Source organism: Streptosporangium sp. CA-115845 (assembly GCF_050943795.1).
In the GTDB taxonomy this organism is placed as follows: domain Bacteria; phylum Actinomycetota; class Actinomycetes; order Streptosporangiales; family Streptosporangiaceae; genus Streptosporangium.
Genome location: NZ_CP191988.1, coordinates 3,008,118 through 3,021,487, shown reverse-complemented (window position 1 = coordinate 3,021,487; position 13,370 = coordinate 3,008,118). Strand labels below are relative to the sequence as shown.

The window sequence follows — 13,370 nt, the reverse complement described above, 5'->3', positions numbered from 1 at the left end:
GAATCGCACGAAAAGCCCGGCAGCCCCAACAGGGGAGAATCCCCCCAAAGAGGAAACAGGGGAAAAGTGGTACGCCAAGCCGGCGGTCTGGATCGGCGGCGTGGTCGCCACGGTCGTCGGCGGTGTGGCGCTGGCCGGCCTGGGGTGGTTGTGGCCCGAACTGGTCGATGACGCCGCCCTGAAGGACGGGGTCCGTACGGAGATCAGAGGGGACGACGACCTCGACTATCACGTGGAGACGATCTACGGAGAGGACGAGGGCAGATCCATGGCCTTCGCCGACGTCGTGCTACCGGACGCCTCGCTGCTGAAAATCATGAATCGGCAGAACGGTGCGGTGTCCTCCGAACTGAACGATCGGCTGCGGGCGATGGGGGGCGTCAATCTCGGCAAGCTCACCCTGCGGATCAATTTCGAGGGGCGGCGGAAAAGAGAGATCCGGATCGTCGACATCCGGCCGGTGATCCTCAAAAGATCGGCCGGGCTGGGTGGCACCTTGTTCAGCGTGCCGTCGCAGGCGGGCACGCCGATAGCCCGCATGGTGATCAACCTCCACGAGCCCGTCCCGGTGGCCCGGGAGGTGGTGGACGGGAACCCGTTCGGTGACGGAACCGAGGGCGAGCCGTACTTCGAGAAGCAGGTGATCTCGCTCCCCGACGGCAAACAGAAAACGCTGATCGTCCGGCTGAACGAGAAACGTCACCACTCCACCTTCTACCTCCAGGTGGACTACCTCATCGCCAACGAGAAGAAACGCATCCTGATCAAGGACCGGGGAAGGCCGTTCCAGCTCACCGGGCTGCACTGCGGCACGAAACCCGGCATGCTCTCGTACAGGCGCGCCTTCGTCCTGGCCAATGGCCATAGGCTCCGGCCCGAAACCCATCCGGACCGGCTACAGGACGGCGACTGCTCCTGAATTCGGAAACACCCGGGCCCGGCGCTTCTATGAGCGTTTCGGCTTCGTCCCGTCCGGTCATGTCCAACTCCCGTCGGCTCCCCTTCCACCGACAGAGGAGGTCTACTGCCGGCTGTCCTTGCCCGAGCCTGCCTCTTGAGTCCCCCGCATCGGCCGACGTTCGCCCGGTGGGCAGGCGCTTGCGCTGACCTCCAAGTAAGGCACAAGTACCTTCTGCGACTTTTGGCCATCGGTACCGAGATCGCAGGAGATTTTCCATGGGGGTTCGCAACTTCTTCCCGGCCGACCGGATGCGCAGGTGGACGACACCGTTCCTGCCGCAGGCGCCCGGACCGGAAGAGGTCCTGGCGACCGCGCGGCTCGATCAGCAGGCCATCGGGGACACGAGGGAGATCTCGCCGGGAGGCAGGACGCACCTGAAGGGGCCCATCGAGGCCACACCGGATCCGGAGACCCGGGTGGAGCCGTCGCGGCCCCCGCGGATCGCCCATGTGGCGTACCCGGGTGCCTTCGGCAAGGACGACGAGAAGACGGCCTTCCTCTCGCCGACGAGCGGGAACGACGAGACCACCGCGACGGACGTCTGGCGGGGCCTCAGGAGCCGCGCACCCGCCCGGCCGAAGACGGCGGCCATCGCCGTCTTCACCGCGGGCGCCACGATCGCCCTGGTCACCCTGGTCGCGTTCGGTACCGTGCTGGACCAGGTCTGGCTGATACCCCCGCTCGTCGCCAGCGCCGCCCTGGTCTTCGGCGCACCGACCCTGCCGCTGGCGCAACCGCGAAGCGTGATCGGCGGTCAGCTGCTGGCGGCGCTCACCGGATTCGCCGTACTGGCCGTCGCCGGCTCTTCCATCTGGGCCGCCGCCGTCGCCGGCGGCCTGGCCCTCGGGGTCACGGCCCTGACGCGTACGCCGCACTCGCCCGCCGCCGCCACCGCGACGGTCGTGGTCGCCCAGCAGCAGCCCCTGGTGCCGTTCCTGCCGATACTCATCGCCGCGACCGTCATCCTGGTGCTCGTCGGCATGATCGTCGGACGTAGCGGAGTGACACCGCGCTACCCCACCTACTGGTGGTGACGACCACCGGCTCCGCCCTTTCGCCCGGGAGGCCACGGTGACCGGTTGCCATGCCCGGCTCGCGTTCACCCCGTTGGTACGCGGCAGACGGCAGCACGGCAGCCGCACCGCCTGTGCCCACACCGAGCAGGGGCCCGCGGCCGTCGACCGGCCACCGAGGCCGAGTTCATCGGCTCCCGAGACGACCTCTACCCTGGCGGTGCCCTGCCGACCACGCCTGATCGCGAGGCCGGCCACCTGTGCAAGGCCGTCGCCGTTCTGCGAAGCCACCGGGTCGCCCAAGATCGCCGACCTCACCCTCTCCCTGAGCTCAGGACGACGGGTAGTCGCGGTAGATCCTGGACCGCTTCTCCTTCCCGGGGAACACCATGATCATCAGTTGGACCGTGCCGTCAGGGGACTCGATGTTCTCCGTCACGGCCTTGCGTCCCCGGACGTGGACCCGGACCCGATAGTTTCCCGGGCCTCCGGCCGCGAGGTCGGGAAGCCGCTCGCCCTCACCGTCCACGATGGACAGGACCCCGTCCCCGCTCTGGTAACCGACCTCGACGACCTGCTCCCAGCCCCGGGTCTCCACCGGCGGACGGCGCCGGTAGGACTCCCCCGTCACGCACGCGTGGCCGATCTCGTCCGCCGCCCAGATGCGCAACGCGCCGGGTCCGCTTCCCACCAGGTCGGCGACCCGGCCGTCGACCTCGTCACCCTCGTTCTCCTCGTCCCAGGCGTGGATGTCCCAGAACTCCGTCCACATGGTCTCGCGGACCTGCCGCACCGGCTTGATCCTCGGCCGGTGCCGGGGATGGGCGGCGCAATTCCTCTCCGCCGCCGCGTAATAGGCGTCGATCTCCGCCTGCTTCTGCCACCCTCTCTCCTTCTGCACCTCGGCCACCTTGGGGCAGGACCTCTCCAGTGCCCCCACCAGCGGGTGACTGTCCACCTCACCCATCGCTTCCGACACGGCGGGCGCGTAGGCGTCACCTCCGTTCCTTACGGCCAGGTCACACAGATGCCGGCCGTACGCGAGGAGTTCGCGATCCGGCATGTTCGCCAGCTGGGGCACTCCCCTACCGAACGAGTCGTCCCGTATCCCGCAGAGGAATCCCTTCTCGTCTTCGTCGAGCCCCGACACGGTGCCGTTGCCGAACCCTGCGCAGTCGAGCGCCGACTCGTCACTAACCCTCCCTCGCGCGGCGTCGGCCCCGGCGGTGAGAAGCATCACGATCACGAGCGACACCGCGATCGCCGTACGGGCGAGGGCGCCTCTCCGGGAGAGTCCCGGGGTGCGCACCGCGAGGAGCACGAGAACCGCGGGGACGAGATGGTAGAGGTCCATCGCGATACCCCAACCGGTCAGTTCCAGTGGCTCCCAGCTGTCCGCGCATCCGGCACCGGCGGACATGTCGAGCACGAACAGCAGCGGGGACGGGAGGTGACTGACGATCATCACCGCGGCGGCGGAGCGCCCCAGGATCCGGCCGAGCCCGGGGTGTCCGGCCCGTTCACTCAGAACCACGCCTCCCCAGGCAAGGACAATCAGCGGCACGGACCCGAACCACAGGAGCGGAAAGTCCCGCAGCGGGCCGAGTATCCGGTTCAGTGCGAAGTCGGCCTCGCGACCCGCACAAAACCCGAACGACGCCCAGATGCCACCGCCGTCGCCCTCCGGGCCGAACAGCATCTCTGTGATCCAGAAACAGATGCTGGGGGTCGCGGCGGTAAGGATCGCCGCCGCCCAGAGAATCAATGATCGTTTGGGCACAAAACGGGAGACTACCGGGCGTTAACCACTGGCATCCGGCCACGATCGCGATCGGCGCACTACCCGATCCATGCACGAGCGGCGTTTTCCACGGCTGCGCCAACCGTGCACCACCTCCCGGCTGCCAGCCGGTCGATGAGCACCGGCCGATAGGTCAGAGGAACTACTCCAGGTCGTAGTCGGCCGAGAGCTCGCGCTCAGGGGCGAGGAAGTCCACGGCGTACTCGGTCACGTCGCCCTGCTGGTCCCAATAGAAGTTGGTCATGGTCAGCGTCGGCAGGCCGTTCCGCATGCCGAGCACCGAGGCGATGTCCTCGGGAACCGGCTTGATGGCGACGACGTCGCGGCGCCGGACGGCCCTTCGGCCGGTCCGCTCCTCGACCAGCCCGAAGGTCATCTGAGGGAGCGGCTCCGCGACCAGCAGTTCGGCTGCCGCCTCGCCCAGCTCACCGGGAAGCCACGAGGTGGACACCACGACGACACCCCTGTCGTCGTGGTACGCACGGCGCCGCCGAACGACAAAGGCCCCGGTCTCGACTCCCAGCGCATCCGCGATCTCCTCGGGTGCCGGGACGAATCCGGCGCTCAGCATCTCGGCCCGCTCGCCTGAGCGATATCCGCTCCCGGTCGCCCTCAGCATTCGCAGGCGATCGGAACCCGCCGTGATCTTCTTCGGCAGGCCGGCCAGGGTTCCGACTCCCGGCACCGACTCCGCGTAGCCCTCCGCCCTCAGCACGGCCGCGACCCGGGTGGCGGTCGCGGTGGACACTCCCTCATCGCGCATGATCTCTCGTACCGACGGAATCCGGTCACCTGGCCGGATCTCCCCGCTCTCGATCCTGGCCCTGATCTGAGCGGCGATCCGCCGGTACGGAGCCATTGCCCGCGGGTTGTCAGCCATCGCGACCCTCCTGTTCTAGTGCACTCTAAATCAGCCGTTGACTTCACTGGTGCTCTAGAACACTATAGAGCTGAGGCGGGCCGGAGAACAGAAGGAGCAATTCGTCTTTTGGCGCCGAGGGGCGGTCGTCCCAGCGAGCCGACACGAGACCGGCCGAAATCGCCTTTCAGCGGCATCAGCAGGAAGAGAGAACCCGTCATGGAACACCGCTCCGACCTCGGTCAACCATCCGCCTGCCACGACCCGGACTTCGGCGAGCACCATCCGCAGGAGGTGGCTCTGGAGCGTGCCTACACGCTGACCGGCGACCTCCCCCGGATGTTCGTCCTGGTCCAGGACTTCACCGAGAACGAGGGGAGCCACCCGGAGGTGGTGGCCTACGGGCTGGCACTGCCGGGCGGCACCGCGACGACCGTCGGCACGAACGGCCGCGGCTTCGGCCTGTGGACCAGCCCCCGCAGCGCCGCCCGCCGCCTCCACTCCGACCTCGTCTGGTTCGGCAACGGCGGCACACAGCAGCCCACCTCGTAGTTCTCAGGCCGGTCGCGTCCCCGAACCTGGCGCACGAGCATCCGGCTCCCGGCGCCATGCCGGGAGCCGGTCGCCACTTCCCTCAAGCTCAGAACCACAGGGAGCCGCGGTAGTCGGCCAACACCTGGGCGCCGACCACATCACCGTGCTGAACAAACTGTGCGAACGCGGCATCCCACCCGAGACACCCACGGGCGTCCGTACATCGAAGCGGGTGACCTTCGATGACCCGGTCTCCAGCTATGTCAGCTCGATCAGGTTCGGACGGGGCTGTCAGCGTGATCACGGGCGTCGTCGGCCGTGATCACGATGGAGATGGAGAGTGGCGCAAAGTTGGCGCATCTTGGCGTTGCCGCCACTGGCCGGGCATCACCCACGCGTTGATGCTGGCTCCGTCCCGCAGTTGCCAGTCGAACGATGAATGAGATGCCACATGCCCGACGTCGCGTTTCAGACGGATGCATCCGCCTTGTCCAGGTTGGATCGACGTGGCCCATTGGATGTGGGTGCCGAGGAGGGGGCCCGGCTGCTCGCCGCGGCGTCCAGTCTGCTTGTCGAGCACGCCGAGAAGGTCGTTGACGGGCCGGTGGCTCCGCGAGAGCCCGCCGATGGACCTATCCGCGACTGGTTGGCCGGGTTCGACTTCCGAACTGCGCGGCCGGCTGCCGAGGTGCTGTCCGAGGTGATGGCCGGGCTGCGGAACTGGACGGTGCACACCACGCATCCGCGCTACTTCGGCCTGTTCAACCCGACCCCCACCTGGTGGGGAGTGGTCGGTGAACTCCTCGCCGCCGGCGTCAACCCGCAACTCGCGGCGCGCAGCCACGCTCCGGCCGCCGTGGAGATGGAGCGGCACGTGTTGCGCTTCTTTGGTGCCCGGCTCGGGATGCCGGTGACCGCGGAGGGAAGCTTCACAGTGGGTGGCGCGGAGGCGAACCTGACCGCAGTGATCGTCGCGTTGACCCGCCGCTTCAAGTCCTATCCGGACACCGGCCTCGTCGGGCTACCTGGCCGACCGGTGTTCTATGCCTCGGCGGAAAGCCACCTGGCGTGGCTGAAGATCGCGCACCTGGCCGGTCTCGGACGGCAGGCGGTCCGGTTGGTCCCGGTCGATGCGTCGCACCGGATGGACCTCGACCGGTTCCGCCGGTTACACGACGAGGATCTGGCCGCGGGCAAGGTGCCCTTCCTGCTGGTCGGTACCGCCGGCACGACGGGCGGTGGCGCGCTGGACCCGCTGGCGGAACTGGCTGACGTGGCATCGGAGCGGGGTCTGCATTTCCATGTGGACGCAGCGTGGGGCGGCGCGATCGCGCTGTCCGATCGGCTGCGCCCGCTACTGGCCGGGGTGCATGCCGCTGACAGCGTCACTGTTGACGCGCACAAATGGCTGTCCGCGCCGATGGGGGCCGGCATGTTCCTCACCCCTCATGTGGAAGCCTTGGCGAACAGCTTCCGGGTGGCCACCGCGTACATGCCCGCCGGCACGGAAGGAGTTGCCGACCCGTACACCACGAGCGTGCAATGGTCCCGCCGACACATCGGCTTGAAGGTCTTCCTGGCCCTGGCCGCCGCGGGGCAACCGGCGTTCGCCGAGCAACTGGAACGCGATGTCGCACTGGGAGTTCTGCTCGCGCGGCGACTCGACGAGAACGGTTGGCATCGGATCAACGACACCCCGCTGCCCGTGGTCTGTGTCGTGGACCGCGAAGTGGATGCCTTGGGACAGGAAACCAGCAGGGCGTGGCACACCGCGGTCGCCGACCATGTCGTGCGAAGCGGGCTGGCCTGGGTCAGTCCGGTACTTCTCGACGGCCGCGCCGCCGTGCGACTCTGCGTGACGAGCCATCGTACGACCGCCCGGGACATCGAATCGGTGGTGTCCGCCCTCAACGCGGCGCGGACCGCGATGACATCTCGCGATGACGAGACGTCACGATGACGGCGAATTATGATGACCTGCCACTGCTGCGCAGGGTGGCCATGCTGCCGCGCGCGGTATGGGTGATCTGCGGCGGCATGTTCATCAACAAGCTCGGCAACTTTCTGAACGTGTTCCTGGTTCTGTATCTCACCAGTAAGGGCCACTCGGCGTTCCTTGCCGGTGTGGCCCTTGGCGCAACGGGCCTGGGCGGTTTCATCGGCAATGTCGTGGGGGGCTCGATTGCTGACCGGTTCGGTCGACGGAGCGCCATGGCCGTGTCGATGTTCGGCGCGGCTCTGTTCACTGTTCTGTTGCCGGCGAGCTCGAATGTCCACCTGACGATCGCGCTGGCGGTGCTGGTCGGCTTCTTCGCTCAGCTCTACCGGCCCGCGGCCGGAGCTGTCCTGGTCGATGCTGTCCCGGCCGCGCAGCGCCTGACCGCGTTCGCCTTGCTGAGACTGGCGATCAACCTCGGCATGGCGATCGGCCCCGCGATCGGCGGTGTTCTCAGCGCACTGTCCTACTGGTACCTGTTCGCAGGAGACGCGATCGCTTGCGTGCTGTTCGGCGTGCTGGTGCTGGTCATGCTGCCCGACGTCAAGCCCGAACCGGTAGCACCCGTGGCGGATGCTCCGGCGACCAAGGCCGGCTACCGCGCGGTGTTCGCCGATCCCGCGCTGCGCCTGTATGTGCTGTCAATGATCGCTGCGACGTTCGTCTACGTGCAGACCACCATGACACTGCCTTTGCACATCAAGGATGCGCACTTGAGCAACTCCTTCTACGGTCTGCTGCTCGGGCTCAACGCGGCCCTCTGTATATTGTTCGAACTTCCCCTGACGAAGTTCGTCGAACGCCGATCGGCTCGTCACGTCATCGCATTCGGCATACTCGTGACCGGCATCGGTGTCGCCGGCACCGGGCTGGCCAGCACCGAACTGCCGCTGGTACTCACCGTCGTCGTGTGGACATTCGGCGAGATCATCTACACCCCGGTCGCCACCACCTACCCTGGAACGCTCGCACCCGCGCACCTGCGCGGCAGGTACCAGGGTGCCGAGGGCATGGCCGTTACCATCGCCCAGACCGCCGGGCCCGCGGCAGGCGGGTTGCTCTACGCGGCCACCCCTGCTGGGCACTGGACGGTGTGCGTCGCGATCTCGATCGTGGCCGCCCTGCTGATCCTGGGCGCACGGGCAAGACCGGCGGTACCCGCCGAGCTCACGCATTCGCCGGGGCTGTGACCGGGCGGAAGGCGCGCCGGTACGCCGACGGTGAGGTGCGCGTCGTCCGTCCGAAGTGGTGCCGATAGGTCACCACGCTCTCAAAGCCGACGGTGGCCGCGATCGCCTCCACCGGGAGGTCGGTTTTCTCCAGCAATGACAGGCTGGCGTGCACCCGCTGGGTGATCAGCCACCGGATCGGGCTGCTGCCGGTGGACCGAGCGAAATGACGCAGATAGGTTCGTGCGGACATGTGGGCATGTCTCGCGAGCGACGCGACGGTGATCGGCTCGGCGAGGTGGGCCAGCGCCCACTGCATGCTCTGCGTGACGCGGTCGTCCTCCGAGTCGCCTACCACCGGCGCTTCGATGAACTGGGCCTGGCCACCTTCCCGATGCGGGGCGATGACCAGGCGCCGGGCCACCGCGTTAGCGATGGTGGGCCCGAAGTCCTTGCGCACCAGGTGAATGCACAGGTCCAGACCGGCGGCGCTGCCGGCGCTGGTCAACACGTCGGTGCCGTCGATGTAGAGCACATCGGCATCGACCTCGACCAAAGGGAAGCGTTGTGCCAGCAGCCCGGCGTACTGCCAGTGTGTGGTGGCCCGGCGGCCGTCGAGCAGGCCGGCCGCCGCCAGCGCGAAAGCGCCCGAGCAGATCGAGACCACTCGAGAGCCTCGTTGCCGCGCCAGGCGCAGCGCGGCGATCACATCCGGCGAGCAGTCGGTGTGGACGTCACTGACCCCTGGCACGATGACGGTCTGGGCGGAGGCGAAGACGTCGAGTCCACCGTTGGCGTGGATGGTGGCGCCGCCGACGATCGGCACCGGGCCGGGGCGCTCGGAACAGATCGCCAACCGGTACCAGTCGACGTCGAGTTCCGGGCGGGGCAACCCGAAGACCTCGGTGACGATGCCCATCTCGAAGGCGGACATTCCCTCGTAGAGCAGCACGGACACCCGGGGACCGAGAGGTGTGCGCAACGACAGTGAGGTCATGGCGAGATATTATCGGACGATGGCGTTTACGCCACTGGTTCCGATGGGCCGCCACCAGCACCATTGATCACATGAGCGCTGTTCTCTCCACTGCCCCGGCCGCATCTGTCGACGCGGTCTCCCATTTCACCGCCCGCCTCACCTTCGAAGCCGATGTCAGTGACGTGCACGCCGACCTGCATGCCGCGGTCGAAGGCCTGATCGTGGTCGATTCGCGGAGCGAGGTGTCCTGGAACCAAGGACACGTTCCTGGCGCTGTGCACCTGCCCACCGACCAGATCGCCGATCGCGCCCTCGGGCTGATCAGGACGGACGCGATGGTGGTCACCTATTGCTGGGGACCGGGCTGCAACGGCGCGACCCGCGCGGCCCTCGCGTTCGCCCGCCTCGGATACCGGGTCAAGGAAATGATCGGCGGCTACGAATACTGGGTACGTGAGGGCTTTACCGTGCAAACCGCGACCGGTCTGCTCGCCCAGCCCGCGGATCCACTGACCGCACCGGTCTCCACCGTCGACTGTGGCTGCTGACAGGCCTCCGACCGCGACCGAGGCATACTCGATCCGTCCGGTCCAGCCGGAAGACCTCGCGCAGTTGGCTCTGCTGTGTGCGGCACACGCCGAGTTCGAGCACGCGCCGCCGCCGCCCCACGACCTTGCCGACCGCCTGCGGCCGGCATTGTTCGCGCCGCACGCCCGGCTGTGGTGCCTGGTCGTATGCGTGGCGGACGAACTCGTGGGCTACCTTTCCTACACGCTCGAATTTTCCACGTGGCAGGCAGCGGAATTCGTCCACCTGGACTGCGTGTTCCTCACCGATGACTACCGTGGGCGCGGTCTCGGAACCGAATTGCTGGCACACCTGTGTGGCATCGCGCGACAAATCGGCGTGCAACAGATCCAGTGGCAAACTCCCTTCTGGAACACCGATGCCATCCGGTTCTACGACAGATCCGGCGCACGCGGCGCGCACAAGATCCGCTATACCCTCGAAACCTGATATCCGCCGCTTCGGCAATCTGGTGCACATCCCGGGCCGGGCGGGAATTCGGTGGGGCTGATCGTCCGATTCCGGTGGACAGTGATCACCAGATGATGAAAGGGGCCGTTCATGCGGCCGCCGAGCGCTCCACCATCCGCGCCGAGGCCTGCGGCTTCCAACTCCTGCCCCCTCACCTCGACCAGGTGCGCTTACAGCGCCACCTGCTGCTTCGAAGTCACCGAGATCACCTCGGTGATGGAGAGAGTGGCTACCCCAGGTCGTAGTCGGCCGAGAGTTCGCGCCCGGGAGCGAGGAAATCCACCGCGTACTCGGTCACGTCACCGTGCTGGTCCCAATAGAAGTTGGTCATGGTCAGCGTCGGCAGGCCGTTCCGCATGCCGAGCACCGAGGCGATGTCCTCGGGAACCGGCTTGATGGCGACGACGTCGCGGCGCCGGACGGCCCTTCGGCCGGTCCGCTCCTCGACCAGCCCGAAGGTCATCTGAGGGAGCGGCTCCGCGACCAGCAGTTCGGCTGCCGCCTCGCCCAGCTCACCGGGAAGCCACGAGGTGGACACCACGACGACACCCCTGTCGTCGTGGTACGCACGGCGCCGCCGAACGACAAAGGCCCCGGTCTCGACTCCCAGCGCATCCGCGATCTCCTCGGGTGCCGGGACGAATCCGGCGCTCAGCATCTCGGCCCGCTCGCCTGAGCGATATCCGCTCCCGGTCGCCCTCAGCATTCGCAGGCGATCGGAACCCGCCGTGATCTTCTTCGGCAGGCCGGCCAGGGTTCCGACTCCCGGCACCGACTCCGCGTAGCCCTCCGCCCTCAGCACGGCCGCGACCCGGGTGGCGGTCGCGGTGGACACTCCCTCATCGCGCATGATCTCTCGTACCGACGGAATCCGGTCACCTGGCCGGATCTCCCCGCTCTCGATCCTGGCCCTGATCTGAGCGGCGATCCGCCGGTACGGAGCCATTGCCCGCGGGTTGTCAGCCATCGCGACCCTCCTGTTCTAGTGCACTCTAAATCAGCCGTTGACTTCACTGGTGCTCTAGAACACTATAGAGCTGAGGTGGGCCGGAGAACAGAAGGAGCAATTCGTCTTTTGGCGCCGAGGGGCGGTCGTCCCAGCGAGCCGACACGAGACCGGCCGAAATCGCCTTTCAGCGGCATCAGCAGGAAGAGAGAACCCGTCATGGAACACCGCTCCGACCTCGGTCAACCATCCGCCTGCCACGACCCGGACTTCGGCGAGCACCATCCGCAGGAGGTGGCTCTGGAGCGTGCCTACACGCTGACCGGCGACCTCCCCCGGATGTTCGTCCTGGTCCAGGACTTCACCGAGAACGAGGGGAGCCACCCGGAGGTGGTGGCCTACGGGCTGGCACTGCCGGGCGGCACCGCGACGACCGTCGGCACGAACGGCCGCGGCTTCGGCCTGTGGACCAGCCCCCGCAGCGCCGCCCGCCGCCTCCACTCCGACCTGGTCTGGTTCGAAAACGACGCCTCGTAGATCCTCAGGTCGGTCTCGTCCCCGAACCTGGTGCACGAGCATCCGGCTCCCGGCGCCATGCCGAGAGCCGGTCGCCACCTGTCCCAAGCTCAGGACGACAGCGAGTCCCGGTAGATCCTGGGCTCCTTCTCCTTTCCGGGGAACACCATGATCAGCAGTTGGACCGTGCCGTCGGGGACCTCGATGTTCTCCCGTACGGCCTTGCGCCCGCGGACATGAACACGGACCCGATAGTTTCCCGGGCCTCCGGCCGCGAGGTCGGGAAGCCGCTCGCCCTCACCGTCCACGATGGACAGGACCCCGTCCCCGCTCTGGTAACCGACCTCGACGACCTGCTCCCAGCCCCGGGTCTCCACCGGCGGACGGCGCCGGTAGGACTCCCCCGTCACGCAGGCGTGGCCGATCTCGTCCGCCGCCCAGATGCGCAACGCGCCGGGTCCGCTTCCCACCAGGTCGGCGACCCGGCCGTCGACCTCGTCACCCTCGTTCTCCTCGTCCCAGGCGTGGATGTCCCAGAACTCCGTCCACATGGTCTCGCGGACCTGCCGCACCGGCTTGATCCTCGGCCGGTGCCGGGGATGGGCGGCGCAATTCCTCTCCGCCGCCGCGAAATAGGCGTCACTCTCCTCCTTCGCCCGCCGCGCCTTCTCACGCTCCACCTCGTCCACCTTGGGACACAGCGACCTCAGCACCGCCGCCAGCAAGTGGCTGTGCACCTCACCGATCGCCTCTGGCACGGCGGGCGCGTCGACGTCACCCCCTCCAACGCGCACCACCAGATCGCACAGCCTTCGGCCGTACCCGAGAAGATCACGGTCGGGCATGTCCTCCAGCTCCGATATGCCCCTGTCGTAGTCCCGGACCCGGCACAGGAATTCCCTCTCGCTCTCGTCCAGCCCAGAAACGGTGCCGTCGCCGAATCCGGCACAGTCGAGCGCCGACACGCTGCTCACCTTCCCCCGCGCGGCGTCGGCGCCCACCCCGAGGAGCGTCACGATCACGAGCGGCACCGCGATCACCGTACGGGCGAGACCGCCTCTCGGAGCACCTGGGGCACGGACCGCGAGGAGCACCAGGATCGCGGGGATCAGACGGTAGAAGTCCATCGCGATGCCCCGGCCGGTCAGCTCCAGGGGCCCCCAGTTGTCCACGCATCCGGGATCGGCGGACATGTCGAACACGAACAGCAGCGGGGTCGGGAGGTGGCGAACGATCATCACCGTGGCGGCGGAGCGACCCAGGATCCGGCCGAGCCGGGGGTGTCCGGCCCGCCGGCTCAGAATCTCGCCTCCCCAGGCGAGGGCGATCAGCGGCACGGACCCGAACCACAGGAGCGGAAAACCCCACAGCGGGCCGAGCAGCAGGTTCAACTCGAAGTCGGTCTCGTGCCCCGCGCAGTACCTGGACGTCATCCAGACAACACCGCTGCCGCCCTTCGTACCGGACAGCATCGCCGTGATCCAGAAATAGATGCCAGGGGTCGCGGCGGTAAGGATCGCCGCCGCCCAGAGAATCGATGATCGTTTGGGCACGAAAC

General features: G+C 67.6%; 13 protein-coding genes. 8 read left to right on the top strand and 5 right to left on the bottom strand.

What is annotated here, in order from left to right:
- Positions 1-100 precede the first annotated feature (100 nt).
- Both ACQP0P_RS15930 and ACQP0P_RS15925 read left to right on the top strand, forming a co-directional pair.
- Positions 101-919 carry a hypothetical protein gene (locus tag ACQP0P_RS15930; RefSeq protein ID WP_433376982.1) on the top strand — a complete coding sequence of 273 codons (819 nt, stop codon included), beginning with the start codon at positions 101-103 and terminating at the stop codon, positions 917-919.
- A gap of 257 nt (positions 920-1,176) precedes the next feature.
- Complete coding sequence (locus ACQP0P_RS15925) at positions 1,177-1,995, top strand: HPP family protein (protein ID WP_433376979.1); 819 nt, start codon at positions 1,177-1,179, stop codon at positions 1,993-1,995.
- A gap of 310 nt (positions 1,996-2,305) precedes the next feature.
- Here the strand turns inward: ACQP0P_RS15925 and ACQP0P_RS15920 are convergent, their stop codons facing one another.
- Positions 2,306-3,754: a hypothetical protein gene (locus tag ACQP0P_RS15920; protein WP_433376976.1), complete on the bottom strand. Its 1,449-nt coding sequence runs from the start codon at positions 3,752-3,754 to the stop codon at positions 2,306-2,308.
- 163 nt (positions 3,755-3,917) lie between these two features.
- Positions 3,918-4,655, bottom strand: a complete 738-nt coding sequence (locus ACQP0P_RS15915) for a GntR family transcriptional regulator (protein ID WP_433376973.1) — start codon at positions 4,653-4,655, stop codon at positions 3,918-3,920.
- 198 nt (positions 4,656-4,853) lie between these two features.
- Here ACQP0P_RS15915 and ACQP0P_RS15910 point away from each other — a divergent pair, with 198 nt between their 5' ends.
- The 3 genes from ACQP0P_RS15910 (at position 4,854) to ACQP0P_RS15900 (ending at position 8,354) form a co-directional block, all read left to right on the top strand.
- Positions 4,854-5,186 (top strand): hypothetical protein, encoded by a 333-nt coding sequence (locus ACQP0P_RS15910; RefSeq protein ID WP_433376971.1) that lies wholly within the window; start codon positions 4,854-4,856, stop codon positions 5,184-5,186.
- 433 nt (positions 5,187-5,619) lie between these two features.
- Positions 5,620-7,128 carry a pyridoxal phosphate-dependent decarboxylase family protein gene (locus ACQP0P_RS15905; protein WP_433376968.1) on the top strand — a complete coding sequence of 503 codons (1,509 nt, stop codon included), beginning with the start codon at positions 5,620-5,622 and terminating at the stop codon, positions 7,126-7,128.
- A complete protein-coding gene (locus tag ACQP0P_RS15900) occupies positions 7,125-8,354 on the top strand; it encodes an MDR family MFS transporter (RefSeq protein ID WP_433376965.1) in 1,230 nt (409 codons plus the stop codon). Before ACQP0P_RS15905 ends, ACQP0P_RS15900 begins: the two co-directional genes overlap by 4 nt.
- On the opposite strand, the gene ACQP0P_RS15895 is transcribed toward ACQP0P_RS15900, so the two are convergent.
- Positions 8,332-9,330 carry a helix-turn-helix domain-containing protein gene (locus ACQP0P_RS15895; protein WP_433376961.1) on the bottom strand — a complete coding sequence of 333 codons (999 nt, stop codon included), beginning with the start codon at positions 9,328-9,330 and terminating at the stop codon, positions 8,332-8,334. The two genes, ACQP0P_RS15900 and ACQP0P_RS15895, sit on opposite strands and share 23 nt — an antisense overlap.
- 71 nt (positions 9,331-9,401) lie before the next feature.
- Here ACQP0P_RS15895 and ACQP0P_RS15890 point away from each other — a divergent pair, with 71 nt between their 5' ends.
- Entirely contained in the window at positions 9,402-9,860 is a 459-nt protein-coding gene (locus tag ACQP0P_RS15890; RefSeq protein ID WP_433376958.1) for a rhodanese-like domain-containing protein, read from the top strand.
- Positions 9,850-10,329 carry an N-acetyltransferase family protein gene (locus tag ACQP0P_RS15885; protein WP_433376955.1) on the top strand — a complete coding sequence of 160 codons (480 nt, stop codon included), beginning with the start codon at positions 9,850-9,852 and terminating at the stop codon, positions 10,327-10,329. Before ACQP0P_RS15890 ends, ACQP0P_RS15885 begins: the two co-directional genes overlap by 11 nt.
- A 250-nt stretch (positions 10,330-10,579) precedes the next feature.
- Here ACQP0P_RS15885 and ACQP0P_RS15880 read toward each other — a convergent pair whose 3' ends face one another.
- Positions 10,580-11,317: a GntR family transcriptional regulator gene (locus tag ACQP0P_RS15880; RefSeq protein ID WP_433376952.1), complete on the bottom strand. Its 738-nt coding sequence runs from the start codon at positions 11,315-11,317 to the stop codon at positions 10,580-10,582.
- A 198-nt stretch (positions 11,318-11,515) separates the two neighbouring features.
- Here ACQP0P_RS15880 and ACQP0P_RS15875 point away from each other — a divergent pair, with 198 nt between their 5' ends.
- Positions 11,516-11,833, top strand: a complete 318-nt coding sequence (locus ACQP0P_RS15875; RefSeq protein ID WP_433376949.1) for a hypothetical protein — start codon at positions 11,516-11,518, stop codon at positions 11,831-11,833.
- Positions 11,834-11,922: 89 nt separating this feature from the next.
- Here the strand turns inward: ACQP0P_RS15875 and ACQP0P_RS15870 are convergent, their stop codons facing one another.
- On the bottom strand, positions 11,923-13,365 hold the full coding sequence (locus ACQP0P_RS15870; RefSeq protein ID WP_433376946.1) for a hypothetical protein: 1,443 nt from the start codon (positions 13,363-13,365) through the stop codon (positions 11,923-11,925).
- Positions 13,366-13,370: the final 5 nt, after the last annotated feature.

Bases quoted from the DNA above. Each gene is read 5' to 3' on its own strand.
- ACQP0P_RS15875 (WP_433376949.1), top strand. From the start codon at position 11,516: ATGGAACACCGCTCCGACCTCGGTCAACCATCCGCCTGCCACGACCCG.
- ACQP0P_RS15895 (WP_433376961.1), bottom strand. From the start codon at position 9,330: ATGACCTCACTGTCGTTGCGCACACCTCTCGGTCCCCGGGTGTCCGTG.
- ACQP0P_RS15915 (WP_433376973.1), bottom strand. From the start codon at position 4,655: ATGGCTGACAACCCGCGGGCAATGGCTCCGTACCGGCGGATCGCCGCT.
- ACQP0P_RS15925 (WP_433376979.1), top strand. From the start codon at position 1,177: ATGGGGGTTCGCAACTTCTTCCCGGCCGACCGGATGCGCAGGTGGACG.
- ACQP0P_RS15900 (WP_433376965.1), top strand. From the start codon at position 7,125: ATGACGGCGAATTATGATGACCTGCCACTGCTGCGCAGGGTGGCCATG.
- ACQP0P_RS15905 (WP_433376968.1), top strand. From the start codon at position 5,620: ATGCCCGACGTCGCGTTTCAGACGGATGCATCCGCCTTGTCCAGGTTG.
- ACQP0P_RS15890 (WP_433376958.1), top strand. From the start codon at position 9,402: ATGAGCGCTGTTCTCTCCACTGCCCCGGCCGCATCTGTCGACGCGGTC.
- ACQP0P_RS15880 (WP_433376952.1), bottom strand. From the start codon at position 11,317: ATGGCTGACAACCCGCGGGCAATGGCTCCGTACCGGCGGATCGCCGCT.
- ACQP0P_RS15910 (WP_433376971.1), top strand. From the start codon at position 4,854: ATGGAACACCGCTCCGACCTCGGTCAACCATCCGCCTGCCACGACCCG.